20 protein-coding genes are annotated in these 26,902 nt (G+C 64.2%); 10 read left to right on the top strand and 10 right to left on the bottom strand.

The window, feature by feature from the left end; translation table 11 throughout:
* Positions 1 to 362: 362 nt before the first annotated feature.
* The 7 genes from AC4D2W_RS15230 to AC4D2W_RS15200 form a co-directional block, all read right to left on the bottom strand.
* Complete coding sequence (locus tag AC4D2W_RS15230; protein WP_490927762.1) at positions 363 to 1,526, bottom strand: ABC transporter substrate-binding protein; 1,164 nt, start codon at positions 1,524 to 1,526, stop codon at positions 363 to 365.
* Positions 1,527 to 1,590: 64 nt separating this feature from the next.
* Positions 1,591 to 2,418, bottom strand: a complete 828-nt coding sequence (locus AC4D2W_RS15225; protein ID WP_490927761.1) for an ABC transporter permease — start codon at positions 2,416 to 2,418, stop codon at positions 1,591 to 1,593.
* Positions 2,415 to 3,230 carry an ABC transporter ATP-binding protein gene (locus AC4D2W_RS15220; protein WP_490927760.1) on the bottom strand — a complete coding sequence of 272 codons (816 nt, stop codon included), beginning with the start codon at positions 3,228 to 3,230 and terminating at the stop codon, positions 2,415 to 2,417. The genes AC4D2W_RS15225 and AC4D2W_RS15220 overlap by 4 nt, the downstream gene beginning before the upstream one ends.
* Positions 3,227 to 4,108 (bottom strand): ABC transporter permease, encoded by an 882-nt coding sequence (locus AC4D2W_RS15215; RefSeq protein WP_490927759.1) that lies wholly within the window; start codon positions 4,106 to 4,108, stop codon positions 3,227 to 3,229. The genes AC4D2W_RS15220 and AC4D2W_RS15215 overlap by 4 nt, the downstream gene beginning before the upstream one ends.
* A 7-nt stretch (positions 4,109 to 4,115) precedes the next feature.
* Positions 4,116 to 5,132 carry a TIGR03842 family LLM class F420-dependent oxidoreductase gene (locus AC4D2W_RS15210; RefSeq protein ID WP_490927758.1) on the bottom strand — a complete coding sequence of 339 codons (1,017 nt, stop codon included), beginning with the start codon at positions 5,130 to 5,132 and terminating at the stop codon, positions 4,116 to 4,118.
* Between the two features lie 12 nt (positions 5,133 to 5,144).
* On the bottom strand, positions 5,145 to 6,566 hold the full coding sequence (gene hydA, locus AC4D2W_RS15205) for a dihydropyrimidinase (protein ID WP_490927757.1): 1,422 nt from the start codon (positions 6,564 to 6,566) through the stop codon (positions 5,145 to 5,147).
* A gap of 62 nt (positions 6,567 to 6,628) precedes the next feature.
* On the bottom strand, positions 6,629 to 7,477 hold the full coding sequence (locus tag AC4D2W_RS15200; RefSeq protein WP_490927756.1) for a nitrilase-related carbon-nitrogen hydrolase: 849 nt from the start codon (positions 7,475 to 7,477) through the stop codon (positions 6,629 to 6,631).
* 398 nt (positions 7,478 to 7,875) lie between these two features.
* Between AC4D2W_RS15200 and AC4D2W_RS15195 the strand changes: the two genes are divergently transcribed.
* From AC4D2W_RS15195 to AC4D2W_RS15185, 3 genes are read left to right on the top strand one after another with little or no spacing between them, the layout of a single operon-like run.
* Positions 7,876 to 8,901, top strand: coding sequence for a putative F420-0 ABC transporter substrate-binding protein (locus AC4D2W_RS15195; RefSeq protein ID WP_490927755.1), 1,026 nt, complete (start codon positions 7,876 to 7,878; stop codon positions 8,899 to 8,901).
* A gap of 59 nt (positions 8,902 to 8,960) precedes the next feature.
* Complete coding sequence (locus AC4D2W_RS15190; protein ID WP_490927754.1) at positions 8,961 to 9,938, top strand: putative F420-0 ABC transporter permease subunit; 978 nt, start codon at positions 8,961 to 8,963, stop codon at positions 9,936 to 9,938.
* Positions 9,935 to 10,789 carry an ABC transporter ATP-binding protein gene (locus tag AC4D2W_RS15185; RefSeq protein ID WP_490927753.1) on the top strand — a complete coding sequence of 285 codons (855 nt, stop codon included), beginning with the start codon at positions 9,935 to 9,937 and terminating at the stop codon, positions 10,787 to 10,789. Before AC4D2W_RS15190 ends, AC4D2W_RS15185 begins: the two co-directional genes overlap by 4 nt.
* On the opposite strand, the gene cofE is transcribed toward AC4D2W_RS15185, so the two are convergent.
* Both cofE and AC4D2W_RS15175 read right to left on the bottom strand, forming a co-directional pair.
* On the bottom strand, positions 10,786 to 11,664 hold the full coding sequence (gene cofE, locus AC4D2W_RS15180) for a coenzyme F420-0:L-glutamate ligase (RefSeq protein WP_490927752.1): 879 nt from the start codon (positions 11,662 to 11,664) through the stop codon (positions 10,786 to 10,788). The genes AC4D2W_RS15185 and cofE overlap by 4 nt on opposite strands.
* A 5-nt stretch (positions 11,665 to 11,669) precedes the next feature.
* Positions 11,670 to 12,674, bottom strand: coding sequence for a TIGR03557 family F420-dependent LLM class oxidoreductase (locus AC4D2W_RS15175; RefSeq protein ID WP_490927751.1), 1,005 nt, complete (start codon positions 12,672 to 12,674; stop codon positions 11,670 to 11,672).
* Positions 12,675 to 12,921: 247 nt separating this feature from the next.
* Between AC4D2W_RS15175 and AC4D2W_RS15170 the strand changes: the two genes are divergently transcribed.
* Positions 12,922 to 14,757, top strand: coding sequence for a glycoside hydrolase family 15 protein (locus AC4D2W_RS15170; RefSeq protein ID WP_490927750.1), 1,836 nt, complete (start codon positions 12,922 to 12,924; stop codon positions 14,755 to 14,757).
* A 26-nt stretch (positions 14,758 to 14,783) separates the two neighbouring features.
* Here AC4D2W_RS15170 and AC4D2W_RS15165 read toward each other — a convergent pair whose 3' ends face one another.
* Positions 14,784 to 15,689 carry a GmrSD restriction endonuclease domain-containing protein gene (locus AC4D2W_RS15165; protein ID WP_490927749.1) on the bottom strand — a complete coding sequence of 302 codons (906 nt, stop codon included), beginning with the start codon at positions 15,687 to 15,689 and terminating at the stop codon, positions 14,784 to 14,786.
* Positions 15,690 to 15,899: 210 nt separating this feature from the next.
* On the opposite strand from AC4D2W_RS15165, the gene AC4D2W_RS15160 reads away from it, so the two are divergent.
* The 6 genes from AC4D2W_RS15160 (at position 15,900) to AC4D2W_RS15135 (ending at position 26,875) form a co-directional block, all read left to right on the top strand.
* Positions 15,900 to 17,927: a S8 family serine peptidase gene (locus AC4D2W_RS15160; protein ID WP_490927748.1), complete on the top strand. Its 2,028-nt coding sequence runs from the start codon at positions 15,900 to 15,902 to the stop codon at positions 17,925 to 17,927.
* Positions 17,928 to 18,069: 142 nt separating this feature from the next.
* Entirely contained in the window at positions 18,070 to 19,110 is a 1,041-nt protein-coding gene (gene ppk2 / locus AC4D2W_RS15155; protein ID WP_490927747.1) for a polyphosphate kinase 2, read from the top strand.
* Positions 19,111 to 19,432: 322 nt separating this feature from the next.
* Positions 19,433 to 21,211: an HNH endonuclease signature motif containing protein gene (locus AC4D2W_RS15150; RefSeq protein ID WP_490927746.1), complete on the top strand. Its 1,779-nt coding sequence runs from the start codon at positions 19,433 to 19,435 to the stop codon at positions 21,209 to 21,211.
* A 566-nt stretch (positions 21,212 to 21,777) separates the two neighbouring features.
* On the top strand, positions 21,778 to 22,251 hold the full coding sequence (locus tag AC4D2W_RS15145) for a hypothetical protein (RefSeq protein ID WP_490927745.1): 474 nt from the start codon (positions 21,778 to 21,780) through the stop codon (positions 22,249 to 22,251).
* 224 nt (positions 22,252 to 22,475) lie between these two features.
* Positions 22,476 to 25,844, top strand: coding sequence for a DEAD/DEAH box helicase (locus tag AC4D2W_RS15140; RefSeq protein ID WP_490927744.1), 3,369 nt, complete (start codon positions 22,476 to 22,478; stop codon positions 25,842 to 25,844).
* A 578-nt stretch (positions 25,845 to 26,422) separates the two neighbouring features.
* Positions 26,423 to 26,875, top strand: coding sequence for a MarR family winged helix-turn-helix transcriptional regulator (locus AC4D2W_RS15135; RefSeq protein WP_490927743.1), 453 nt, complete (start codon positions 26,423 to 26,425; stop codon positions 26,873 to 26,875).
* Positions 26,876 to 26,902 lie beyond the last annotated feature (27 nt).

Raw genomic sequence — 26,902 nt, 5'->3', positions numbered from 1 at the left:
ACAACAGATGCATCCGAAATACTCGGAAAAACAATTAATGTTTTTCTTTTCTCTTCGCTGCAGTGTTTCTTTATTCTATTTCATCCGGACCGTGTTTGGCAATTCGGGATAATTCCCGGTTACCGTTTCATCCGGCCGGACGAACCCGCGCAAAAGCCCCGGCTTTCCGTGTCGGTGCACTGGGCACAGGCAGGATCACCAGAATGTTTTTGGTGGGGTTTGGCCGCCATGCTCGGGATGTTTTGCAACTCCCGGCCGCGGCGACTTAGAAGACTCTACACGGGGTTGGGGACCGGCGCAAATCGACTTTCAAGGGCTGGAGGCGGCCGGCGGTTTAGGCTGCCGGCCGCCGTCGTCGGGGCTTAGTTTCCGCCCTCGGCCAGGGAAACTTCCACGGGCTGGTAATCCGCGCCCTTGGTGTCCACGCCCTCTTCCTCCAGCTCGGCGAGCGCCTTCTGAACGTACTCATTGGTGTACGCGGTCTCCGGCGGTTCGGTGGTCAGGATGGTCGCTCCGGTTTCATTCTGTGTACCCATGGCGATGTCCACCGTGTTCTTCCATGCTGCCTCGTCAATCATGCCTACGCCGTTGGTGGAGGGGAAGATGAGCTTGTTGGTCTCGTTCGTCATCCACAGCTGGTGGCTTTGACCCAGGGTGGATCCTGCCTCGGTCACGATGCGGGCCGCATCCTCGGGATTGTCCTTCGCATAGATCCAGCCCTTGATCGCTGCCTTGATGAACGCGGTGGTGGTCTCCTGGTACTCGGAATCATCGGCCAGCCGGTCCGCGTCCGCCCAGATCGCGTCCTGCAGCATCGCGGATCCCTCGTCATTCCAGTCAATAACGCTCAGGTCCTCGGGCTGGTACAGCTCCCCCGTGTCCGGATTGACGGTCTCCAGCACCTGGGCATATTCGTTGTAGGTCATGGCCTGCGCTGCATCGATGTCCCCGGACAGGAAGCCGTTCATGTCGAAGGCCTGCTGGATCAGCTCGATATCCCCCGGTTCTACCCCTGCATCCTTCATCCCGGCGAAAAGCTCCCATTCGTTGCCGTAGCCCCAGGAGCCCACTTTCTTTCCGGCGAGGTCTTCCGGCCCGTCAATCCCGGAATCTGCCATCGCCACCTGCAAAGTGGCGCTGCGTTCAAAGATCTGCGCCACGTCGGTGATGTTGGCGCCCTGCTCGATCGATCCCAGGACCTTGGGCACCCAGGAAATTGCATAGTCCACGTCCCCGGACGCGAGCACGTCCTGCGGCACGATGTCCGCTCCGCCTTCCACAATCTCCACGTCCAGGCCCTCGTCTTCAAAGAACCCCTGATCCAGTGCCGCGTAATAGCCGGCAAACTGCGCCTGCGCGAACCACTGCAGCTGCAGCTTGACCGGGGTCAGCCCCTCGGCTTCCCCGCCGTCGTCCGCCGCCCCGCTGCCCGAGGCGCAGCCGGCCAGGACCAGTACTGCAGCGGTTCCGGCCGCTGCGGCCGTGCGGATGCGTTTTCCATGTGCCGTTTCTCTTCCATGTGCCATTTCATTGCCTCCAGTGGGTGAGCGGGTGAGCGGAACGACGAACGGCAGCGTGCGCCGAATGGAGCTAGTGCCGGGAACTGTATTTCTCCAGCGCTGCGGTTGCGCCGAAGAACAGCAGGCCGACGACGACGGCGCCCAGCACGTAGGCCCAGGCCAGCGTGTAGTTGCTGCCGGCAGCGGCGGAGGTGATGGATTTGCCCAGCCCGCCCACCGGACCGCCGAAGTACTCGGCAATCAGCGCCGAAATCACTGCCAGCGAAGAGGCGATCCGCAGCCCGGTGAACATATAGGGCACTGCACTGGGCAGCGTCACTGCGCGGGTGACCTGCCAGCGGCCCACAGCATAGGAACGCATCAGGTCCCGGTGCACCGGAAGGACCTGCCGGAATCCGCGCAGTGAATTCACGTACACCGGCACAAACACGGCGATCCCCGCAACGATCTGCCGCGGCGCTTCCTCCCCGGCACCGAACATTGTGTACAGCACCGGAGCCACTGCCACGATCGGCACCACGGACAGAGCCGTCACCGTGGGGCCGGCCAGCCGGTCAAAGACCGGGAGGAAGGCGGCGACGACGGCGGCCAGCACACCGATGATTGCGCCGGCCACCAGGCCCGCCAGGGCGTTGGTTCCGGTGACGAGCGAGGCCGAGGCAATGTTGCCGAGGTTTGCGGCGAATTCAGCGGCGATGGCAAACGGGCCCGGCAGGACGAACGGCGGAACCGCGAACAGGCTCACCGCGCCCTGCCACAGCAGGACCGCCGCGGCACCCAGCAGCAGCGGCAGCGCGGCCTGCTTCCCGCCGTCGAACGCCCTGCCCAGCAGTGCCGGTGACGTGGCCCCCGCAGCGGCCGGCGCTGTTGGAAGCGTTGCGGGCTCCACCGCCGTCACCGTGTCTCCACTCCGCGCAGCTGGGCCACTTCGGTGCCGTGCAGGGATTCCCGCACCGCGGTGATGGCCGCATAGAAGGCGGTTTCTTCACGCAGGTTCTCACCGCGCTCCTCCGCGGCTCCCAGCCGGATCGGCAGCACGTCCTTGATCCGTCCCGGCCGGGCGGACATCACGAACACCCGGTCGGACAGGAACACCGCCTCCGGAATGGAGTGGGTGACAAAAACGACGGCGGCTCCCGTTTCCGCGCAGATCCGCACCAGCTCGTTCTGCATCCGTTCGCGCGTCATTTCATCCAGTGCACCGAACGGCTCATCCATCAGCAGCAGCCGCGGGCTTTCGGCCAGGGACCGGGCGATTGCCACGCGCTGCTGCATCCCGCCGGAGAGCTGGTCCGGAAAGGAATCGGCAAACTCGGCCAGACCCACCATGTCCAGCAGCTCGTCGACGCGGTGACGGCGGGCGGGCGCCGCGGCCCCGTGAAGCTGAAGCGGCAGTTCGATATTCGCCCGGACGCTCCGCCACGGCAGCAGCCCGGCCTGCTGGAAAGCGATCCCGTAAGCCTGTTCCTTCCGGGCCTGCCGGGCGGTGCGGCCAAACACGCTGACGGTTCCGCTGGTGGGCTCATCGAGATCCGCGATCAAACGCAGCAGCGTGGACTTGCCGCAGCCCGAGGGCCCGATCAGGGAGACGAATTCCCCCGGCGCCACGCTCAGACTCGCAGCTTCCAACGCTGTGACCGCCCCGCGGTTCGTGGAAAACACCCGGTGAACGTCCCGGACTTCCACCGCCGGTTCAACTGGTCCGCTCATGATGCTTGTTCTCCTCTGCGGTAGCGGTGCAGGAACAGTCCCAGGACTGTGGTGGCAGTGACGGCAGCCAGCCCCAGCAGGACTGCCCCAAAAATGGGGGCCCAGGGTTTGCCCGGATCTCCCCCGGCGGCGGCCGCATATTCCACGATCATCCGGCCGATCCCGCCCTTCAGCCCGATCGATACTTCCGCCACCACGGCGCCGATGACGGCGTTTGCTGCGGCAAGGCGCAGGGCGGGAAGCAGGAACGGGACACTGGCGGGAAGCCGGAGGAACAGGAAGCTGCGCCACCAGCCCACGGAATAGCTGTGCATCAAATCAAGGTGGCTGGCTGCCGGAGAGGAAAATCCGCGCAGGGCACCGATCGCCACCGGGAAGAAGGCCAGATAGGAGGCGATGACCGCCACCGACATCCAGTTCTCCCAGGTGAAGGAACCCACTTCCAGCTGGGATCCCCAGCGCCGCACCAGCGGAGCTATGGCAATCAGCGGCACGGTCTGGCTCAGGATGATCCACGGCAGCAGGGCCGATCCGGCGGAACGGAACCGCTGCATCACCATGGCCAGACCGGTGCCCACCACTACCCCGATCAGCCAGCCCAGCGCCGCGATTCCCAGGGTGAACGCCGCCGCCTGCAGCACGGCAGACCACAGGGGCGGCGCCCCCGCAGCTGAGGTGGCCGGTTCAGCCAGCCGCGCCAGCATGGTCCACAGGTGCGGCATGGCCAGGTCAGAGGTCCGCGGCAGCAGCGGCAGCCCGGCCAGGTTCACGCCGTTTTCGGGCCCGGCAAACTTGTACCCTTCCCACAGCAGCACCGGGGCCAGGATCCCGCCGGCGGCCCACCCGATCCGGGCCGCCGGCCCCGCCGCCGAGCTCATGCGCTGCTCATGCGGTTGCGCTCACGTGCTCGCGCAGCGCCGGGATGATGCTCTCGCCGTACACCCGCAGGGTTTCCTCCTTGTTGTCATGCTGGAGGTAGCCGGCAAACTGCGTGACCCCCAGCGCCTTGAGCTTTTCCAGCTTTTCCATGTGCTGCTCGGCGGTGCCCATGAGGCAGAACCGGTCCACAATCTCGTCCGGAACAAACGCGGTGTGGGTGTTTCCGGCCCGTCCGTGCTCGTTGTAGTCGTAGCCCTCCCGCCCGGCAATGTAATCGGTCAGCGCCTGTGGCACTGCGGCGTCGGCACCGTATTTGGACACAATGTCCGCCACATGGTTGCCCACCATTCCGCCAAACCAGCGGCACTGGTCCCGCATGTGCTCCCAGTCGTCCCCTATATACATGGGCGCCGCCACACAGAACTTGATGGCCATCGGATCCCGTCCGGCAGCGGCCGCCGCGGAGCGCACGGTGTTGATCATCCATTCGGCAATGTCCAGATCTGCCAGCTGCAGGATGAAACCGTCCCCTACTTCGCCCGTGAGCTTGAGCGCCAGCGGCCCGTAGGCGGCCACCCACATTTCCAGCTCCGAACCGGTGCTCCACGGAAACTGGATGGTCCGGCCGTTGTATTCCACCGAACGGGAATTCGCCAGCTCGCGGATCACATGGATAGCCTCGCGGAGCGTTTTCAGCGTGGTGGGCGATCCGCCGCTCACCCGCAGCGCGGAGTCGCCGCGGCCGATGCCGCACACCGTCCGGTTGCCGTACATGGAGTTCAGCGTGGCGTAGGTGGAAGCGGTCACCGTCCAGTCCCGGGTGGCCGGGTTGGTCACCATCGGGCCCACTTTGATGTTCTGGGTCTGCGCCAGGATCTGGCTGTAAATGACATACGGCTCCTGCCACAGGATGTGCGAGTCAAACGTCCAGACGTAATCGAATCCGTATTCCTCGGCCCTTTTCGCGAGCGCCACGGCTCGGGCGGCGGGCGGATTGCATTGCAGTACTGCGCCAAATTCCATGCTGTTCCGCTCCTAGATCAGGTACTGGCTGGGGGCCCGGCGGACGTACCGGCCGTGGCCCTTGGAACCGAGGTACTCGTTGTCATTGATGAGGATCCGTCCGCGGGACAGCACCGTGTCCACGTGCCCGTCAATCTCATAGCCCTCCCAGGCGGAGTAATCCATGTTCATGTGATGGGTTTTCTCCATTCCAATCGAGGTGTGGCCGTTGGGATCGTAGATGACGACGTCGGCATCGGCTCCGGGGGCGATCACGCCCTTGGCGCCGTACATGCCAAACATGCGCGCCGGCGTCGTACTCGTGATCTCCACCCAGCGTTCCAGCGAGATTTTCCCGTCCACCACGCCCTGGTACATGAGGTCCATGCGGTGCTCCACGGAGCCGATGCCATTGGGAATCTTCGAGAAGTCTCCCTGGCCCAGGTCCTTTTGCCCCTTCATGCAGAACGGACAGTGATCGGTGGCCACCATCTGGATGTCGTTGGTGCGCAATGACTGCCACATGTGGTCCTGATGGTGTTCGTGCTTGGAGCGCAGCGGGGTGGAACACACCCATTTGGCTCCCTCGAACCCGTCGGCGCCGAGCTGGTCCTCCATGTTCAGGTACAGGTACTGCGGACAGGTTTCCCCGAACACGTTCTGGCCGTTGTCCCGGGCGGCCGCCAGCTGCTCAACGGCCTGCTTCGCTGAAACGTGCACCACATACAGAGGAGCGTTGGTGAGGTTGGCCAGCATGATGGCCCGGTGCGTGGCCTCTTCCTCCATCTGCCAGGCCCGCGCCACCCCGTGGTAGTAGGGATCGGTTTTGCCCTGCGCCAGCAGTTCAGTGACCATGGCGTCAATGGCCGGTCCGTTCTCGGCGTGCATCATGGTCATCAGGCCGGTTTCGGCTCCCACCCGCATGGCCTTGTAGATCTGCGCGTCATCGCTGTAGAAGACACCCGGATAGGCCATGAACAGCTTGTAGCTGGACACACCCTCATCAATGAGCCCCTCCATGGCCTTGAGGGAATCATCATTGACGTCCCCCACAATCTGGTGGAATCCGTAGTCGACGGCGCACTCCCCCGCCGCCTTCTCATGCCAGGCCGCCAGGCCGTCCATCACCCGCTCGCCGTAGCGCTGGATCGCGAAGTCCACGATCGTCGTCGTGCCTCCCCAGGCTGCGGCGCGGGTGCCGGTTTCAAAGGTGTCGGAGGCTTCGGTGCCGCCGAACGGCATCTGCATGTGGGTGTGCGCATCAATGCCGCCGGGAATGACATATTTGCCGCTGGCATCCAGGACCGTGTCCACGGAGCCGGCAAGGTCATGGCCCAGCAGGGTGGATCCGGGGGCGAGTACCGCCGCGATCTTTTCCCCGTCGATGAGGACGTCCGCTTCGCTGCGGCCGGTGGAGGTGACAACTGTTCCTCCGGTGATCAGTGTTGTACTCAAAACAACTCCCTTATAGAACTAAAACTTCTTTCCTGCGAAGAACCGGCCGATGGAACCGGCCGTTACGGGTTGGTGATGGGCGTGTAGGCGTCCGGCCGGCGGTCTCGGTAGAACTGCCAGTTGTTGCGGGCGGTGCGGACCAGGTCCATGTCCAGGTCGCGGATCATCAGTTCCTCGTCGTGGCGGTTCCCCAGCTCTCCCACGTAGTTGCCCTGGGGGTCGGCAATGTAGGAGGTGCCGTAAAAGTCCACCGCTTCCTCGCCGAATTCATTGGTTTCGCTGCCTACCCGGTTGGGGACCACCACGTAATAGCCGTTGGCGGCAGCAGCGGTGGGCTGCTCGAGTTCCCAGAGCCGGTTGGAGAGCCCCGGCTTGGAGGCGTTCGGATTGAAGACAAGCTGGGCACCGTTCAGCCCCAGGACGCGCCAGCCCTCCGGGAAATGCCGGTCATAGCAGATGGTCACGCCTACGGTGCCGACGGCGGTCTCGAACACCGGCCAGCCCATGTTTCCCGGCCGGAAGTAGAACTTCTCCCAGAACTTTTCCACATGCGGAATGTGGTTCTTGCGGTATTTGCCCAGATAGGTTCCGTCAGCATCAATAACCGCTGCGGTGTTGTAGTAGACACCCGGCTGTTCTTCTTCATAGACGGGCAGGATGATCACCATGTTGTGCTCGGCGGCGAGCTTGGAGAACCGTTCCGTCAGGGGGCCCGGAACTTTCTGCGCATAGTCGTAGTACTTGCTGTCCTGCACGATTCCGAAGTACGGACCGTGAAAGAGTTCCTGGAAACAAATGATCTGGGCGCCCTCGGCAGCTGCCTTGCGGACGAACTCCTCGTGCTTGGCAACCATGGATTCTTCATCCCCGGTCCAGGTGGTCTGGGTCAGGGCGGTGCGGACGATTGTCATTGTGCCTCCTTGTAGCGGCAGGTGCGCCGCAGTTCCGATCGGCCGTTTCACGGGCCGTTCCCAGTCTTTGGGCTGAATATTTCCCCAACATTTCCGCGGCGTTAAAAATCGCCTTTTCCGCGGTGTGGATTCATCCTTCGCTCCTGATCGGGAACTGGCAAGGGTTTTGAGATGTTGTTTTGAAACCGTTGCGTACCGATTCGGTCTTATATCGCCCTGAAATGGCTCTGAATTGGCCCGTGATTCCCCGGGAATATCCGGAGAAAGAGAAGGAACGTAACGGAAACAAAGAGATGCTAGCGTTTAGTCGAAAGATCACCGGCCGGAAATGGCCGGTAGCACTGGTCTGGATTTGGACCATAGATCCCTCCGCTCTTCCGCCCCACTGACGAGGAACTATGAACCGATCCCTTTTGCCTGCCCTTTCCCTGCTTCTGGCCGCCGCACTGGCCGGCTGTTCCGCGGCCTCCGATTCCGCGGCCCCGGCCGATGCCGCCGGCAGTTCCGAATCCGGCACTCCCGGAGTGAGCAGCACCGCGGATGCCCCGGCGTCGTCGTACCCGATTTCCGTGTCCAACTGCGGCACCACCGTGACCCTCACCGCGCCGCCCGAACGCATTGTGACCATCAAATCCACCTCGCTGGAGACGGTCCTGGCCCTGGGCCTGGGCAGCAAAGTGGTGGGGACGGCTTTCCTGGACGGACCGGTTCCGGAATCCATGGCGGCAGCGGCCGAAGAGCTGCCGTCCCTGTCCGATGCCGCCCCGTCACAGGAAGTGGTGCTGGAGAGTGAACCGGATTTCATTTACGCAGGCTGGGAATCCAACCTGAGCGCCGACGCTGCCGGGGAGCGCGGTTTCCTGGCCTCACTGGGCATCAGCAGCTACGTGTCTCCCGCGGCCTGCCGCGCAGAAGGGGCCCCGGGCAAGCTGACCTTTGAATCTGTTTTTGACGGCATCACCGAAGCCGGCGCACTTCTGGGCGCACCGGATGCCGCCGCGGAGCTGATTGCTGATCAGCGTGAGGTGCTGGCCGGCGTCGAACCCGCCGGTGACGGGCGCACCGCCTTCTGGTTTTCCTCCGGCCGCGACACCCCCTACGCCGGTGCCGGCCTGGGCGCTCCGCAGATGATGATGGAGGAGCTGGGGCTGAAGAACATTGCCGCCGATGTGCAGGAATCCTGGGCATCGCTGAGCTGGGAGACCGTGGTGGCGGCCAACCCTGATGTGATTGTGCTCGTGGACGCGGACCGGAATACGGCCGAATCCAAAAAGGAGCTCCTGAAGTCCAATCCGGCGACGGCGGGCATGGACGCCGTCATCAACAACCGCTACCTGATCCTTCCCTTCGCGGCGGGAGAGGCCGGTGTCCGCAATGCTGAAGCAGTGGCGGACCTCGCCGACCAGCTCTCGACGCTTCCGTGACCACAGTCCGTCTCCGACCATCATCTCGTCGCCGGTTCCGCACAGGACCGGCGACGGCGGTGCTGGCCGCTGCCCTGGTCTTTTCCGTGGCCGCCGCGGCAACTGTTGGTCCGGCGGATATCAGCGTGGCGGACGCGTTCCGGTCCATCCTGTCCCATCTCGGCCTCGGCACCAGCCCGCTGTCCGCTTTGCAGGACGGGATTATCTGGGAGCTGCGGCTCCCGCGCGTCCTGACCGCCGGAGCGGTGGGGGCCGGATTGGCTGTCAGCGGAGCAGTGATGCAGGCACTGACCCGCAACGCGCTGGCTGATCCGTATCTGCTGGGTTTGTCCTCGGGCGCTTCCCTGGGCGCGGTCTGCGTGGTGCTGCTGGGGGCCCAGCTGCTGCTGCCGCTGGCGGCGTTCATCGGCGCGCTGGCTGCTCTGGCCGCCACCCTGCTGCTGGCCAGGCTGGCCGGCGGCCTCACGCCCTCCCGGACAGTCCTGGCCGGAGTCGCGGTCTCTTCCCTGGGCAGCGCCCTGACCAGCCTGGTGATCTTTTGGACGGCCACGGGGGATTCATACCGGAACATCCTGGGCTGGCTGCTCGGTTCCCTCAGCGGCACCACGTGGTCCAGTGCGGGAATCGCCGCCGGAGCCCTGGTGCTGGTGGGCCTTCCCTTGCTGGCCACGGCCCGCCTGCTGGACGGGTTCGCGTTCGGGGACGACGCCGCCTCCGCCCTGGGCATCAACGTTCCGGCCGTGCGCTGGAGCATGCTCGCCGCCACGGCGCTGCTGACCGGAGCCATGGTGTCCGTCAGCGGATCGATCGGCTTCATTGGACTTGTGTTCCCGCACGTGGTCCGGCTGATTGCCGGGCCGGGGCACCGTGCCCTGCTGCCGCTGTCGGCGCTGCTCGGCGCCGTCTTCCTGATCTGGGCGGACACCGCGGCCCGCGCCGCGTTTGAGCCCCGGGAACTTCCCGTCGGCGTGGTGACTGCCGTTATTGGTGCGCCGGTGTTTGCCTACGTGCTGGCCCGGCGGAAGGGCGGAGCATGAGCCCGGTGGCGGAGGGAAGGGCAGGGTCAAGGGCTGATCTGGTGCGCGAGGCGTCCCTGCAGGCTGCCGGCGTGGAAGTGCAGCTTGGCGGAAAGCTGGTGGTGGACGGCGTGGACTGCACGGTTCCGGCAGGTGCCCTGTCAGCGCTGGTGGGTCCCAACGGTGCCGGAAAGTCCACGCTGCTGCGAGCGCTCGCCGGGGTCATCCCGGTGCGCGCCGGAACCGTGCTGTGGGAGGGGCGGGACCTGCTGCACCGGCCGAGGCGCGAACGTGCCCGCATTGCTGCCCTGGCCGAGCAGGAGTCCGGCACAGACTCCCCGCTGACCGTGCGGGACGTGGTGGCGCTGGGAACCATGCCGCACCGGCCGCTGCTGGGATTCGGCACCAGCGAGGATGAGTCCGAGGTGCTGGCGGCGCTGGACACCGCGGGTGTTCCTGATCTGGCGGACCGGATGTTTTCCGAACTCTCCGGCGGGCAGCGGCAGCGGGTGCAGCTGGCCCGCGCGCTGGCGCAGCGCCCGCAGCTCCTGCTGCTGGATGAACCCACCAACCACCTCGATCCGTACGCCCAGCTGACCACCCTGCATCTGCTTCGGGAGCTGGCCGGCCGGGGCATCGCCGTCGTCGCCGCCCTTCACGACCTCACCCACGCCGCTGCGCACTGCGACCACGTCATTGTCCTCTCCGGGGGCACGGTGGTGGCCGCCGGCGATCCGCGCACCGTGCTCACCGCCGAACTGATCCGCGAGGTCTACGCAGTGCAGGCGCATGTGCTGGTGCATCCCGGAACGGGACGTCCGCTGATCGCCCTGTCCCTGCCGGTGGAAACGGTGGAAACGGTGGAAACCTAGTTTGCTCCTTCGGCCTCCTGCCGGAACCCGCCGGCTGCAGGATTAAGGGTTTCATCGCCGGCAGCCGGGTTCAGCCAGGCCGGAACCGGCAGCCCGGCGTCGCGGCAGGCTGCGGTGTAACCTTCCCGCCAGGCTTCGGCGCTGCCGAGACGGAACATGTCCGTGTCCGCGGCGCGAACCAGCGCCCGTGCGCCCTCATCGGCGCCCGCGGGCGGTTCGGAACGCACCAGTTCCGGCAGGCCCCGCAGCACCGCCACCGGGCACTGGCTGGTTTTGCCCTTCACGAGGTCCGCGGCTGCGGCGATTTCGTCCGCCACCGCGGTGATGGTCGCCTTCATCTGCTGGCCGAAGCTGTCGGCCGTTCCGCGCAGATCCATCAGGACATCCATGCCTGCGGCACCGATGGCGGCGTCGGTCTGTCCCTCCCGCCAGGCGCGGCCCAAGGTGTCGGTGATCAGGACGCCGACGTCGAATCCCAGTTCCCGGCGCAGCGCGGCACACAGCGCGCGGGCCGAGGCGTCCGGATCCGCCGGAAGCAGCAGGACCGTTCCGTCGGGGGTGTTGCTGTTGTCCACTCCGGCTGCGGCGGCCACGATGCCCAGTTTGTTCTCCACAATCCGGGTTACGCCGCCGGGATGAACCTTGCTGGCCACCACCCGGACGGTTTCATCGGTGATTGCCTGTTCACGGTCCCCGGCGGCGATCTGGCGTCCCTCGGCCTTGGAGACAATCTTTGACGTAACCGCCAGGATGTCCCCGGGCTGCAGTTCAGTGCCGGGAGCCGACCCGGCGGCGGCCAGGATGACCGCCGCCAGATCGGTGCCGGGCGTAATTTCGCCGATGCCGGGAAGGGTGAAAAGCGTGATGCCGCGCATGGAGGTCAGCGCTTCAGTGCGGGCAGGACGCTGCTGCCAAAGACATCAATCCATTCGCGCTGGTTCCGCCCCACGTTGTGCAGGTAGATGCGGTCGAAGCCCAGGTCCACGAACTTCTGGATGTAGGCGCGGTGGATGTCCGGATCGCTGGAAATGATCATCCGGCCCTCGAAGTCTTCGGGGCGGACCAGCTTGGCCATCTGCTCCAGCTCGAACGGTGAACGGATGTCTCCCTTGGGGAACTTCATGCCGCCGTTGGGCCATTCCACCATGGCATTGGTGAGGGCTTCTTCCTCGGTCTCTGCCCAGCTCATATGCAGCTGCAGGACTTTGGGCATAGTGTCCGGATCCTTGCCGGCCTCGCGGGCACCGGCGTCGAACCGTTCAAAGAGCATGCCGATCTTCTCCAGCGGAGCGCCCACCGTGATGAGTCCGTCCGCGTGGCGTCCGGCGCGCTTGGCCGTCACCGGGCCGGCGGTGGCCACCAGGATTTCCGGGGCGACTTCCGGCATGGTCCACAGGCGCGTGGATTCCATCTTGTAGAACTCACCCTTGTGGCGCACGTCCTTGCCGGCCAGTGAGTTCGTGAAGAGCTTGGTGATGATCTCGATCGCTTCGAACATGCGGTTGATGCGTTCGGGTGCTTCCGGCCAGTACTGCCCGGTGATGTGCTCGTTCAGCGCTTCTCCGGAGCCCAGGCCCAGCCAGTGCCGGCCCGGATACATGGCCGCCAGCGTGGCCGAAGCCTGCGCCACCATGGCCGGATGCCAGCGGAAAGTGGGAGCTGTGACGCCCGGGCCAATGTCGCCCCTGGTGCGTTCCCCCAAAGCGGACAGGACGTTCCAGACAAAAGCGGACTGGCCCTGGGCGGGAACCCACGGCTGGAAATGATCCGCGGCCATGACGCCGGAAAATCCCCTGCTTTCGGCGTATTCAGCAAGTGCCACCGCTTCCGTGGGGTGGAACTGCTCCAGCATTGCTGCATATCCGATGGTTAATGAAGAAGTCATATTCCGATCCTGACAGCGAGACATTTCGAAAAGGAAAACAATTGTTTCCAGTGCAATAAGGCAACGGATTCCGGATCTGCCGGAACGTTGAAGCCATCCTAACGGCCGTGTCCGGTTTGCAGCCGGCAGGACCGCAGCCGATTTTCAGCACCCCTTTTTCAGCACCCCTTTTTCAGCACCCCTTTTTCAGCAACCCTAGGATGGAAGGACCGGACCTGCTTTACAGGCATGCCAGAGGAAGGCCGCAATGACTGCCAAGAACTCTCCGCCGTCACACGCTGACGCTCCGACATCAAACACGGCTGGCCCTAAGACCCGCACCAACGGATATGCGGACCTGCGCTCCTACGCGGCGATCGGGGACGGACGCACGGTCGCGCTGGTGGCCCTGGACGGTTCGGTGGACTGGTACCCCACCCCCGATCTGGATTCGGTTCCCTCGTTCGCGGCGCTGCTGGATGCCGACGACGGCGGCCGGATTGAGCTGCGTCCGGAGGAGGACTTCACGGTGGAGCGGGCCTACGTGGACGGATCCAACGTCCTGGCAACCACCTTCAGTACCTCCTCCGGAACCGTCCGGGTGACCGATTCCCTCAATACCGGCGTTGCCGGGCGCCTGCCCTGGGGCGAGCTGGCCCGGCGGGTGGAGGGTGTGGCCGGCATGGTGCGGATGCGCTGGGCCGTGATACCCGGCAACTGTTTCGGTACCGCATCGCCCTGGGTGGAAGAGACGGCCCACGGACCGGTGCTTCATGCCCAGCAGACCACCATCGGCGTCCGCGGACTTCATCACGGCAGCGAGGAGGTCTCGGACCGCAGCATTGCCGGATCCTTCACCACCTCCCCCGGTTCCCGGCACCTGGTGGCTGTTGTCTCCACCTATGACGAGCCGCTGGCACTGCCGGATGCGCAGACCGTTGATGCCGGCGTCGACCGCACCATCGCCAACTGGCAGAGCTGGATGCGGGAGTTTACCTATGACGGGCCGTGGTCCGAAGCTGTACAGCGCAGTGCGCTGGCGCTGAAGCTGCTGATCCACAGTCCGTCCGGCGCTGTGGCCGCTGCCGCCACGACCTCGCTGCCGGAGAGCCTGAACGGCGGGAAGAACTGGGACTACCGCTACGCGTGGGTTCGGGACACGGCGTACACCCTCAATGCCCTGATCCGGTTCGGCCTGCGCGAGGAGGTCCATGCCGCCGTCGCCGGGATGCTGAAGAACATCCGCAGCCAGGGGAAGGACTTGCAGGTGTTCACGGCTCTGAACGGAGACCGGGCTGAAGGAGCCCAGGAGCTGGACCTGCCCGGCTGGCGCGGGATCGGGCCGGTGGTCCGCGGCAACAATGCGGCGTCCCAGCTGCAGATGGGCGTCTTTGGCGACCTGTTCAATATTGTTCAGCTCTATGTCGACGCCGGCCATGTCCTGGATACGGGCACCGGGCGGCTGCTGGCCGATCTGGCGGACCTCGCCTGCGACACGTGGCAAAAGCGCGACGCCGGGATGTGGGAACTGTACGACGAGCAGCACTACACCACATCCAAGCTGGGCTGCTGGCATGCCCTCAGCTGCGCCTCACACCTGGCGGATTTGGGACAGATACCCGGTCCCGGAAAGCGGTGGCGGGCGGAGAAAGAGCGGATTGCGGAGTGGGTCCGGAACAACTGCTGGTCCGAGGAACGCGGAAGCTACGTCTGGTATCCGGGATCAGACAAGTTGGATGCCTCCATCCTCCTGCACGCAATCAGCGGCTTCGACCGCGGGGAGCGGATGAGTTCCACCCTCGATGCGCTGCGGAAAGAACTGGGCCGCGGGCCCCTGCTCTACCGTTACAGCGGTGCCGAAAAGGAGGAGGGCACCTTCGTGGCGTGCGCGTTTTGGATGGTCTCCGCTCTGACCCATGTCGGCCGGCGGGAAGAAGCGGTGGACCTCATGGACCAGCTGGTTCCGCTGGCGAATGACGTCGGCCTCTTCACCGAGATGATCGCCGAGGCGGACCATGCGTTCCTGGGCAACTTCCCGCAGGGGCTCTCCCATCTTGCGCTGATCACCGCGGCGCTCACTCTCCAGGACAGCGAGGGCCGGTAGGGCCGGTTCGGCGGGGTGCCTTCCGGCTAGGAGGTGCAGCCCTCACCGTCTCCGTCGCCGTCGAACTTGGGGTCCCAGCCCGCGTCACCGGAACGGATGGGCGCCGCTCCGGCAGCCTTCACCGCCGCACAGTTCGCGTAGACCGGAGCGCTTTCGGGCACCGCCCTTTCAGGCGCCGCCGGGGCAGCATCCGCGGCTGCTGCGGCGCTCGCGCCCGCATCGGGAACCGGCTGGTCCGGGCAGGTGGAGAGCACACCGGCAATCGCTTCGTGCTCAGGCGGGGTGACCCACAGCTGGTAGCGGGACTTGACCGCAACCTGGCGGGCCACGTACTCGCAGCGGAAGGCTTTATTCGGCGGCAGCCAGCTGGCGGCGTCGGCATCCGACTTTGAACCGTTCGCCGGACCGTCCGCGGCCATGAGGTTCAGCGGATCGTTGGCGAGCTGGCGCCGTTCCTCAGCGGAGAGCTGCTGGGCTCCTTTTTGCCAGGCGTCGGACAGCGCCACAATGTGGTCAATCTGGACGGCAGTGCTGGTTTCATTGCCGCGCGTGAAGTTGATGGTCGTGCCGGTGTAGGGATCGGCGAAGGTGCCGGAGGCCACCACGCATTCCTTGGAGCCGTCCTTGAAGATGACGGCGGTGAGGTCCCGGGCCAGGATGTCGTTGCGGGTGTCGCATCCGTTGTGGTCCACGTCCGCCCAGGACGGGCCAAACTGGTCCCGGTCATAGCCGGTCTTGGGGGCACGTCCCTTGACCGGAAGGGTTTCCAGCTGCTCCAGCGCGGACCCTGCTGCCACCTCCTGGGCCGACGATTGCCCGGGTCCTGTTCCGGAATCAGGGCCGGACTCCGTCAGCGGAGTGCAGGAAACGGAACCGAACAACAATGCGGGCAGTGCGGCGAGGGACAGAACCTTGGTGCGTAGAGAATTCATCAATATTCATTATGAATGAAGAATTCCGGCACATTTTCCCCGGCTCCCCGCTGCGGGACTCCCGCGCAAACTGACACTTTGGTTTGGCACTGCAGGTACTTCGGGGAGTTCGTCATTCCACGGGATAGAGTCAGCATGCGCGGCAAAAGCCGCCGTCTATTTACCCGCTGAACGTTGCTCAGCCGGTCTCCGTTTGAACAGGAACACTTTTTGGCGAAGATTCTTGGTGCCCGTGTCCGGGTCCGCACCGCAGCCGGTGCAGCTGTCCTCTTTCTGACGGGCGGCATGCTGATGGCCTCGCCGGCCGCCGCGCTCAGCCAGACTGACCAGCCGCCGTCCGCCGACTTCGGGCAGCAGGCGGGAACCAACCGCTTCGTCGTGAAGTTTGCCGACCGCGCCGCACCCTCCGCTGCTGACCGGGCCGAGTCCTATGTGGAAGCCGGCGTTCCCCTGGGCGCTGCCGTGACCGAGCTGCGCCAGACCGCGGCCGGAGCAACCGTAGTGGCAGTGGACCGGACGCTCAGCGCAGAGGAAACCGCCGACGTCGTCCGCATCCTGGCCGCCAATCCGGACGTCGAGTTTGTGGAACCAGATGTCCTCCTGCAGCCGGCTGCAGCGGCTCCGAACGATCCCCTGTATCCGCAGCAGTGGAGCCTTACGGGCGCCGGCGGCGGAGCCAACGCGGCGGCGGCGTGGGCTGCCTCCACCGGCGCAGGCCAGGTGGTGGCCGTGGTGGATACCGGCATCACCTCGCACACTGACCTCCAGGGGCAGCTGCTGCCCGGGGCGGACGTCATCTCCGACCTGGAAGTGGCCGGGGACGGCGACGGGCGCGACGCCGACCCGCAGGACGAGGGTGACTGGTATCCCGACGGCGGATGCGGCCGGACGGTGGGCAGCCCGTCGACCTGGCACGGCACGCATGTCTCCGGAATTATTGCCGCCAGCACGAACAACGGCGCAGGCATCAGCGGCATGGCCCCCGGAGCCCGGATCCTCCCGGTGCGGGCACTGGGCACCTGCGGCGGTTACATGTCCGATATTTCCGACGGCATCATCTGGGCGGCCGGCGGCGAGCTGCCTGACCTGGCCGTGAACCCCACCCCTGCTCGGGTCATCAACCTGAGCCTGGGCGGGGTGAGCACCTGCTCCCAATCGATGCAGGACGCGATCAACTTCGCCGTAAGCCGGAACGCCGTCGTAGTGGCGGCAGCCGGCAATGACGGCATTTCCGCCGGCCGGAGCCAGCCGGCAAACTGCGGAAACGTCGTCGTAGTGGGGGCCACTGACCGGAACGGGTCCCGCGCGGATTACTCGAATTATGGCCCGCAGCTGGACCTCATGGCTCCGGGCGGAAGCACTTTTGAGCGCGAATCCGACGGCATCCTTTCCACGCTGAACAGCGGCGCTTCGGTCCCTGCTGCCGAAAGCTACGAGTTCTATCAGGGAACATCCATGGCTGCTCCGCATGTGGCCGGAGCAGCGGCCCTTCTGCTGGCCGCAAATCCTGGACTGACTCCCGCTCAGGTGGAAGCAGCGCTCAAGGAAACGGCCCGGACCCTGCCGGGAACCTGTAAACCCTACTGCGGTCCGAAGCTGCTGGACGCTGCTGCTGCGGTGTCCATGGTCGCTGCGCAGGCGCCGCCCTTCACTGATGTGCCGCACGGCATGTTGTTCTCCGCGGAAATGAATTGGATGGCGTCCGCGGGCATCTCCACCGGCTGGGTCGAGGCCAATGGAACGCGGACGTACCGACCTCTGCGGCCCGTCAACCGCGATGCGATGGCTGCGTTCATGTACCGGCTGGCAGGCAGCCCGGACTTCACGCCGCCGCAGGTGTCACCGTTCGCGGATGTCGCGCCGAACAACCTTTTCTACAAAGAAATCACCTGGCTGGCGGAAGAAAACATCTCCACCGGGTGGGCGGAGCGGAACGGTTCCCGAACCTATCGGCCCCTGCAACCGGTTAACCGTGACGCCATGGCCGCTTTTATGTACCGCTTTGCTGAAGTGCGGGGCAACCAGAGTCCGGCAGAAACTCCCCTTGCGAATGCTCCGTTTACGGACGTGGCTCAAAACAATCAGTTCTACAAGGAGATTTCCTGGCTGGCGTCTGCAGGTATCTCCACCGGCTGGCAGGCGGGGAACGGTACCAGCGCCTTCCATCCCCTCAGCCCGGTGAACCGCGATGCGATGGCGGCGTTCATGTACCGTTTCTCCGCGAAGTTCGGCGCGTAATCCGCCGTCGCACGTCAATATCGATGGGGAAGATTCTATTCTCCGGACTGCTGCCGCCCCGAGGCCCCGGGGCGGCAGCTCTTCCCTGCCTTCCTGCGGCGACGTAGATTCGTTAATCACCGTCCGCGTGCAGGAGATATTTATGGCTACGAACAAGACCACCGTCACCGCCACCGCCACCGTAGAAGACAAAAAGCTGCCCGAGAAGTCGGAAGAGCGGGAGGTTTCCAAGGCGTCCGAGTTCGATTCCTCCGATCAGGACAAGCAGGTGGCGCTGACGCCGGATTACGCCGGCGAACTCGATGAGCTGCGCGAGCTGAAAATCAAAAGCAAGAAAATCACTGAAAGTGTCGACGGCGAAGCCTGGCGGCACAATTACCCGTATGACAAGAAGCTCAGCCGGCGCAGTTACGAGAAACAAAAACGCGCCCTGCAGATAGAGCTTCTGAAGATGCAGCTCTGGGTGAAGGAAAGCGGCCAGAAAATGCTCCTCATCTTTGAGGGCCGTGACGCCGCCGGCAAGGGCGGGGCGATCAAGCGGTTCAATGAGCATCTGAATCCCCGTGGTGCCCGGATAGTGGCGCTTGAGAAGCCCACCGACACAGAGCGCACCCAGTGGTACTTCCAGCGCTATGTGGCAAGGCTTCCCAGCGGCGGAGAAATCGTCATGATGGACCGGTCCTGGTACAACCGGGCCGGTGTGGAACGTGTCATGGGATATTGCACTCCTGCCCAGTATCTGGAGTTCATGCGCGAAGTGCCCGAACTCGAGCGCATGCTGGTGAATTCAGGAGTGCTGCTCAACAAACTGTGGTTTTCCGTGGGACGGGCGGAGCAGGCCGCACGGTTTGCGGCCCGTGAAACAGACCCCGTGAAGCAGTGGAAGCTCTCCCCCACGGACCTTGCCAGTCTGGACAAATGGGATGACTACACCGAAGCCAAAGAGGCCATGTTCTTTTATACGGATACCGGTGATGCGCCATGGACTGTGGTGAAGTCCAATGACAAAAAGCGGGCCAGGCTGGAAGCCATGCGGTTTGTGCTGCACAGCGTGAACTATCCGAATAAGGACACTTCGGTTGCACATGCGCCCGATCCGCTGATTGTTGGGTCGGCAGCCAGCCACTTCGAAGAAGATGAAGAGCCCAGCGGCCGCTTCCCTGTGGTCAAGCCGAACGGATAAAGGCAGGCCTGTTCTGGCGGCAGGGGTGTCCCGAAGTCAGTGGCAGTTCTGGCAGAGTGGCAGTTCTGGCAGAGTGGCAGAGTGGCAGAGTGGCAGTCCATATGGCTGTCGGGAGTGCCGAAAAAGACGGGTATTCGGCCCGTACTGGCAGGGCTGATTTTGGGTCTTTCGGAGCTGTTTTCGGGTCGGGAATGTCAGTGGCGGATGAAAACCTGAGGACATGGATCAGCACGGATCTTCTTCAGGGAACGCTTCGGCCGGCGCGGGTGGAAGTGGCGGTGGTGCTTGTGCAGGTGATGTTTGCACAGGTGACAGGACGGCTATGGTGCGCAGCCTGTCCGTGTACGCGGCCGAGCCCGGCACCGGTGGAGCCCGTTCAGTTCCGGCACCGGATGCTCAAGAAGTCGCGGCGTTCACCGGCACGGACTATTCCGGCTACGGGGACGGGTTCACCGGGAGCCTGGCTCTGCAAGGTGTTGAAGTCTTTGACCAGGATGAAGCCGGTGCCGTCCTGGCCCGTTTGGACCACCTTGTCCGGTGGGCTCAGGCTCAGCAGGCCCGGGTCCTGAACCGGTTGGAGGGGATCTTCCGGAACGGCTTTCTGCCGGAAAGAGGCTTGCAGGAGTCGGGGGCAGAGGATGCAGGCATGCCGGAAGGCTGGGCACTGGATCCGGGTTTGGCTTTCAGTCTCGCGGCGGAGGAAGCAGCAGCAATCCTGCACCTGCCTACCGGGACCGCGAAGATGCTCATGGTGGACGCCGGAACCCTTTGTGATACCCATACGGCCACCCTGCAGCGCCTGGAAGCGGGAACCCTCGGTTACGGGCAGGTGCAGACCGTGCTGGAGCAGTCCCAGAACATTCCTGCCCCTGACCTGCCGGGGTTCGAAATGGATCTGCTGACGGCGGCCGGGCAGCATGACGGGGGTCTGACTCTGGCGCAGTTCCGGGTCAAAGCCCGCCGGCTGCGCGAAACCCGGTATCCGGAGACCATTGCGGTCCGGCACAAAAGCGCGTTCGGCACCCGCCGGGTGTGTTTACAGCCGGACACTGACGGAATGTCCTGGCTCTCAGCGTTTCTTCCGGCGCAGAAAGCGCAGGCGATCTATACGCAGCTCAGTGTTGCGGCTCGGGGCGAGCAGGCTGCCGGGGATCCCCGTCCGGTGGATCAGTTGCGTGCCGATATCCTTGCTGACCTGCTGACCAGCGGCGGCAAATCCGGAGACCCGTGCGGTAACGCTGAGGGTGACGGCGTGTGGGTCCGGGGCGAGAACGAGACCGCTGACAGTTCGAATAGTGCTGACAGTGTTGAAAGTACTGGCAGCGGAGTCGGTGATCGGCTCGGCCGGGGCTCCAACCACTCTGACAGTGAAGGCGTAGGCGGAGGCGGTGAAAGGGGGAGTGCAGGTGTCGGCGGAGGGGACCGTCCCATTAGGCGCGGTTCCGGTGCCCGGACCGAGATTCTGGTCCTGATCACCGCCGAAACCCTCCTCGGAGCCGATGAGGATCCTGCGGAACTGCACGGTTACGGGCCGATCAGCGCCGAAACAGCCCGCAGACTCGCACGCCAGGCGGCCCGGTGGACTCCGGTGGAACGCGATCCGCACACCGAAGAGATCCTGCGGGTCGGCCGCCGACGCAAAGTACCGGCCGGGCTCCAGCGTTGGCTGCGGGCACGGGACGGCACCTGCCGGTTCCCGGGCTGCCGGACCAATGCTCTGATTTCCGAGATCGACCACACCAGACCCTGGTCCCATGGCGGGACAACGGATCATGACAACCTCGAACACCTGTGCCGACGCCACCACATGTTCAAAACCCAAGGTTTCTGGAAAGCCAGACAGCACTCACCCGGCATTATCGAATGGACCTCACCGGGCGGCCGGACCTACCGCACCGAACCGCATCTTCACCTTGCCTCGGGTTCGGGCACGGATTCCGCTTCTCCACCCATCGGCATGCCAGGGGTTGTCACGGACAGTCCAGGTGCTGCCCCAGAGGCTGCCTCAGGTGCTGCCTCAGATCCGCCGTCGTCGCCGCTTTGGGGTTCGTCCGCGGACACTGGGCCTTACGACTACGGCGACACTCCCCCGCCCTTCTGAGGCGCAGTCTGTCCCGGAATTCCTCCCGGATCTAATGTTTTCGTGTGGCAGTTATTCATGCTGAGCAACAGTCTGCCCCCTCCAATATCCTTCCCAGGAGGAGGAGCCCTGGTTGGCGGTGGATCGCTGTTTCAGTTTTGGCCCTCGCTGCGGGCCCAGCCGTTTCCGCATGTACTCAAGACACCTCCCAAGAGTCCGGATCATCCGGGCAACCCGCCCCAACGGCAACTGCAATTCCAGCTCCACCCCCGTCTCCGTCCTCAACTCCACCCTCTCCCCCGGGGCTTACGGTGACCCTCGATGAACGCAGGCTTAACATAGGTGAGGGCATCATCAGCATGTTGGTGACCAACAACGGTCCGGGACCGGTGGACATTACTGCGGCAGAGCTCAGCACCCCTCTTTACGCAGACACCAGCAGGTGGATGCCAGGGCCTTCGGGACACAGCATTCTCAGAGCGGGCACGACAGTCGCCCTGCCAGCCCCGCTGACCGCAGCCCCCAACTGCGACGAAAGTCCGGAGCTGCAGACAACACCGCCAGCGGAGGCCACTGTTCTCTTGACCGTGAGCGGACAGCAACAGAACTATGCGGCACCCGATCCGTATGCTGCACTGGAGCGGCTTCAGCAACAGGACTGCTTGGAGCAGGCGGTCCTCGACGTAGCTGCGCTGGAGCTGTCCCCGGACGTCGCCGTCTCACCGGACGGAGGCACCGCCGTCGTACGCCTTTCGATTGTCCCGACCGGAAACAGCGGCAGCATTACCCTCAAAAGCTTCGGCGGGACCACTCTTTTGGCGGAGGATCCCCGGCAGCCGTGGCCGCGGAACATCTCGGTGAACGGCTCCGATGGTCCTACTGTCGTGGAGCTGTCGGTGCTGCCGGCGCGATGCGACGCACACGCCCTGGCTGAAGATAAGACGGGCACCAAACTGCCTATAGACATCGAAACACACGCCGGACAAGGGCAGGTACGGCTTGTCCCCGACCCCAAATTCACCGGTTCCGTCTATTCGTTCGTGCAGTCGGCCTGTTCCTAAACCGGTGGTGCGGCAAGTCGGCAGCCGCAAGCGAGTCCCGCCGGGACTAAGGAAAGACAAAGAAGAAGGACGCAGACCACGCCATTGTGATCTGCGTTATCCATGATGCTAGCGAGAATCGGTGCAGTTTGCAGGGACCGCCCCGGAGGCATCCGGCACCTTCACATTGGAGCTGCCAACCGGCCGGTCGTGGAAGTGTCCGGGGTGCGTGAGACGATAAAAACATGCCTTCCTCACCGCCTCTGATCGACGTCACGGACATCATCCGGGTAGTCGGCGGAGCAGCTTTCCAACGCGGCCAAACCTATGCCAAGGGCGGCGCGGTAGTGGAGCTGGAATGGGAGCCCCAGGGTGAAGTGCTCCGCGCCAAAGTCCGCGGACACTCCTCCGTTCCGTACCGGACCATGCTCCAGCTGGGGGAAAAACGGCAGGGCGATTACCGGTTGCTGGACAACCACTGCAGCTGCCCGGTTGGGTTCGACTGCAAGCATGTGGCTGCTGTCGCACTGCAGAGCAACACCGATCATCTCGTAGCCAGGCAGGAATTCATCCGTCCCGGCGCTTCCGGCAGAGCCGCAGTGCCGGCCTGGCAGGAGTCACTGCAGACCCTGATTGATGCGGACCTCCACGCGCTCACGGGTTCCGGTGCCGCCTCCGCCACACCCTTGGCACTGCAGTTTGAGATCCGCACATCCGACGCCGGAATCAGCGCCAGGTGGGGAGCCCCCGCTCCGCGCAGCGCCCACCGAAACACCTCCTTCCGTTTGGGTGTCCGGCCCGTCATCCGCAACACCAAGGGCAACTGGGTCAAGAACAATCTCGCCTGGAGCAACATCGCCTATCAAACCCACGGGTTGAAGCTGAATCCGGAACAGCACCGTTGGTTTTCCCAGTTTCCCGCTCTGCACCGATCCAACGGTGTGAGCTATTTCGGCCAAAATGACTCCTGGCTCTATCTGGACGATTTCTCCAACCCCCTGCTGTGGCAGCTGCTCGAAGAAGCCCGGCGCATCGGCGTGCAGTTTGTCGGCACCAAAAAGGACACCGTTATCCAGCTGGGCAAGCGGGCAGCGCTGTCCCTCGACGTCCGTGCCGCCGAGGTCCGTGCTGCTGAGCCCAGTGCTGCCGAATCCGGTGCCGCGGACACCGGGGCCGTTCCCCTCCAGCTCCTTCCGGTCCTGGAGATCGACGGCGAGGTGTACCCCACCGATGCCGCCGGCCTGATCGCGGGCCACGGAATCTATGTTCGCAGCCCGGAAAATGTCATCACGCTGGCACCCACCGCACGCCCGCTGACCGATCAGGACAAGGGCCTGCTCCTGAACAGCGCGCCGGTAATGATCCCCGAAGAAGACGCTCCGGTGTTCCTGGAGAAGTTCTACCCCAAACTGCGCCAGGTGCTGCCCGTGACGAGCAGCGACCAGTCGGTGGAATTCCCCGAAATCTCTCCTCCCCTGCTGGTGCTCAGTGCTTCCTTCCAGCCGGATGATTCATTGTTCCTGGACTGGGAATGGGAGTACCGGCACGGGGATGAGCTCACCCGGATCGCCCTGGGCACAAGGCCGGACCCTGCATCGGGTTACCGGGACGTGGCTGCAGAAGCGGACCTGTTGACCGCCGTCGGCAAGGTCCTGGGTTCAGTGCCGCGCAGCCGCTCCTACCAGGGCATCGACACTGCGGAATTCACCGAGTACCTGCTGCCCAAGATCGAAAAGGTCGACGGCGTGAGGGTGGACATCCTTGGCGAACGACCCGCCTACCGTGAACTCACGAGTGTGCCCGAACTCAAGATCACCACGGTGGAAACAGAGCGCCGGGACTGGTTTGACCTCGGCATCATGATCACGGTGGAGGGCCGGCTTGTGCCCTTCGCGGATGTGTTCAAGGCGCTGTCACAGGGCAAAACGAAGATTCTGCTTCCCGACCGCACCTATCTTTCGCTCGACCGGCCGGAGTTCGCCCAGCTCCATGCCCTCCTGGAAGAAGCCGAAGGCCTGCAGGAGTGGGAAACGGGTGAAATGACCATCAGCCGTTACCAGGCCGGCCTCTGGTCGGAGCTGGAGGAGCTGGCGGAGGAGACCGAACAGGCCTCAGCCTGGCGTGCTTCGGTCACCGGGCTGCTGGAACTGGACTCGGTGGCACAGGTGCCGCTGCCGGCCGGGTTGAAGGCTGACCTCCGTCCCTACCAGGCTGAAGGGTTCAACTGGCTCGCCTTCCTGTGGCAACACGGGCTCGGCGGCATCCTCGCGGATGACATGGGGCTGGGTAAAACGCTGCAGACGCTGGCTTTGCTGGCCCACGCGCGTGAGCAGGCGGCAAACGACGACGCCGGCTCCGGCGGCGATCCCGCACCGCGGCGGCCGTTCCTGGTGGTGGCGCCTACTTCCGTGGTGCCCAACTGGCTCTCCGAGGCTGCACGCTTCACTCCGGGTCTGCGCGCTGTCGCCATCCCCGACACCACCGCCAAGTCCAAGGTGGCGCTGGCCAAGCTGACTGAGGACGCGGACATAGTCGTCACGTCCTATGCGGTGTTCCGGCTGGACTTTGCTTCCTACCGGGCCCTCGAATGGGACGGGCTCATCTTGGACGAGGCGCAGTTCGTGAAGAACCGAACCACCCGGGCCCATCAGTGCGCGCGGGATCTCAACACTCCGTTCAAACTGGCCATTACCGGCACCCCGATGGAAAACAACCTGCTGGAGTTGTGGAGCCTCTTTGCCATTGTGGCGCCGGGACTCTTCCCCTCGGCCCGAAAGTTCATCGAGGAATACCAGCGTCCGATCGAACGCGGCGAGGACCATAAACTCCTGGCCCGGCTGCGGCGCCGTATCCGGCCGCTGCTGATGCGCCGCACCAAGGAAGCTGTAGCCAAGGATCTGCCGGAGAAGCAGGAGCAGGTGCTGGAGGTGGAACTGAGCCCCAAGCACCGCAAAATCTACGAGATGCATCTGCAGCGCGAACGTCAAAAGCTGATGGGCCTGATCAAGGATCTGGACCGGAACCGGATGATCGTCTTCCGGTCGCTGACCCTGCTGAGAATGCTGAGCCTTGATGCCTCCCTGGTTGATGACGAGTACGCCGGAGTGTCCTCGGCCAAGCTTGATGCCCTCTTCGAGCAGTTGGAGGATGTCACCACCGAAGGCCACCGTGCGCTGATCTTCAGTCAGTTCACCTCGTTCCTGAAAAAGGCCGCAGCACGTCTGGATGCCGCCGGAATCCCCTACGCCTATCTGGACGGTTCCACCCGCAACCGCGGGGAAGTCATCGCTTCCTTCAAGGACGGGAAAGCCCCCGTATTCCTGATCAGCCTCAAGGCCGGCGGTTTCGGGCTGAACCTCACGGAGGCGGACTATGTATTCCTGCTGGATCCGTGGTGGAACCCCGCAGCGGAGTCGCAGGCAGTGGACCGCACCCACCGCATCGGCCAGACCCGCAACGTAATGGTCTACCGCATGGTTGCGCGCGGAACCATTGAAGAAAAAGTGATGGCGCTCAAGGAGCAGAAAGCCAAGCTTTTCAGCTCTGTAATGGACGACGACGCCGTCTTCAGCTCCGCGCTCACCGCGGACGACATTCGGGCGTTGCTGGACTAGTGCTCGTCCGGGGGCCGGCTCGAATCAGGCCTGAATCTGACTCAGGGACCGAGGTCTGAATCTGGTCCGGGCCGCAGCTGCCGCAACTCACGGCAGCCAGCTATGAATTTTGGCACATGACCCCGCACACAACGGCTTCCTGTCCCGCGCCGTTCCGCGGAACCGCAGACCGCAACGGGCTGACATCTCCGTCAGCCTGCCGACAGGGAAAAGTATTCTGAAGGCACCAGCCGGTGTCGCACGCTGGCTGTCCTGTGTTGTCACCAGGAAAGGGATATGAACACTCAGGATTCAACCCTCGTCCGGCCCGGGGAAGCTAGCGCCAAGGATGAAGATGAACTTGTGCATGTTTTCTGCACTCCCTGCAAGCGCCGGGCGATGCACCACGCTAAGCGCCCCGTTCCCTTCTGCGGAAAGACCATGCCCAACCGTCCCCTCCGGGACGACGATGGACGCCTTCCCGTCTGCGTAGTCTGCCTTGATCTCGCCCGGTCGGCCCCCTGCCCCCGCTGCGGAATGCGCGCCCAACTCTGAAATCAGCCATTCCGCCAACACAGATTGATTTGTACAGTGGGGTGATGGCTACTGACGAACGCCCCATCGGATTCTGGCTCAAACTTGTGGACCAGCTGGTTGACGACCAGTTTGGAGCCAGCTTCGAAGAGCACGGTGTCACCAGGCGGCAATGGCAGATGATGAATCTCCTGACGGACAGCCCTGCCACTGAAAAGCAACTTTCGGATGCCTTGAAGCCCTTCTTTCCCGTGGTGGAGGGCAGCATCACGTCAGCGGAGCTGATTGAGGAATTGCGTGAAAGCGGCTGGGTGGATCTCACCGAAGGCCAGTACCAGCTCACGGATCTCGGCCGCCGAAGCTTGGAGAACCTGCGCGGCGCCGTCGAGCGCATCCGTGAACAGCTGACGGAAAACGTTTCCGAGGAAGAGTACAGCGCCCTGGTGGCCGTGCTGCAGCGCATGGCGACCAACCTCGGCTGGGACGGATCCACAGAACAGCCCCCGGTTTCAGCCTGACAGTGCTCCTGCCGGCACCACGGGCGA

This window comes from Arthrobacter sp. TJ-58, assembly GCF_058269295.1.
The sequence above is the reverse complement of the archived record's forward strand: the minus strand, read 5'-3'. Positions and strand labels throughout refer to the sequence as shown.

Excerpts from the sequence above, each read along its gene's own strand:
- AC4D2W_RS15150 (WP_490927746.1), top strand. The coding sequence starts at position 19,433 with ATGGTGCGCAGCCTGTCCGTGTACGCGGCCGAGCCCGGCACCGGTGGA.
- AC4D2W_RS15185 (WP_490927753.1), top strand. The coding sequence starts at position 9,935 with ATGAGCCCGGTGGCGGAGGGAAGGGCAGGGTCAAGGGCTGATCTGGTG.
- AC4D2W_RS15220 (WP_490927760.1), bottom strand. The coding sequence starts at position 3,230 with ATGAGCGGACCAGTTGAACCGGCGGTGGAAGTCCGGGACGTTCACCGG.
- AC4D2W_RS15140 (WP_490927744.1), top strand. The coding sequence starts at position 22,476 with ATGCCTTCCTCACCGCCTCTGATCGACGTCACGGACATCATCCGGGTA.
- cofE (WP_490927752.1), bottom strand. The coding sequence starts at position 11,664 with ATGCGCGGCATCACGCTTTTCACCCTTCCCGGCATCGGCGAAATTACG.
- AC4D2W_RS15135 (WP_490927743.1), top strand. The coding sequence starts at position 26,423 with ATGGCTACTGACGAACGCCCCATCGGATTCTGGCTCAAACTTGTGGAC.
- AC4D2W_RS15210 (WP_490927758.1), bottom strand. The coding sequence starts at position 5,132 with ATGGAATTTGGCGCAGTACTGCAATGCAATCCGCCCGCCGCCCGAGCC.
- AC4D2W_RS15170 (WP_490927750.1), top strand. The coding sequence starts at position 12,922 with ATGACTGCCAAGAACTCTCCGCCGTCACACGCTGACGCTCCGACATCA.
- AC4D2W_RS15195 (WP_490927755.1), top strand. The coding sequence starts at position 7,876 with ATGAACCGATCCCTTTTGCCTGCCCTTTCCCTGCTTCTGGCCGCCGCA.
- AC4D2W_RS15215 (WP_490927759.1), bottom strand. The coding sequence starts at position 4,108 with ATGAGCTCGGCGGCGGGGCCGGCGGCCCGGATCGGGTGGGCCGCCGGC.
- AC4D2W_RS15165 (WP_490927749.1), bottom strand. The coding sequence starts at position 15,689 with ATGAATTCTCTACGCACCAAGGTTCTGTCCCTCGCCGCACTGCCCGCA.
- AC4D2W_RS15230 (WP_490927762.1), bottom strand. The coding sequence starts at position 1,526 with ATGGCACATGGAAGAGAAACGGCACATGGAAAACGCATCCGCACGGCC.
- AC4D2W_RS15200 (WP_490927756.1), bottom strand. The coding sequence starts at position 7,477 with ATGACAATCGTCCGCACCGCCCTGACCCAGACCACCTGGACCGGGGAT.
- AC4D2W_RS15175 (WP_490927751.1), bottom strand. The coding sequence starts at position 12,674 with ATGACTTCTTCATTAACCATCGGATATGCAGCAATGCTGGAGCAGTTC.
- ppk2 (WP_490927747.1), top strand. The coding sequence starts at position 18,070 with ATGGCTACGAACAAGACCACCGTCACCGCCACCGCCACCGTAGAAGAC.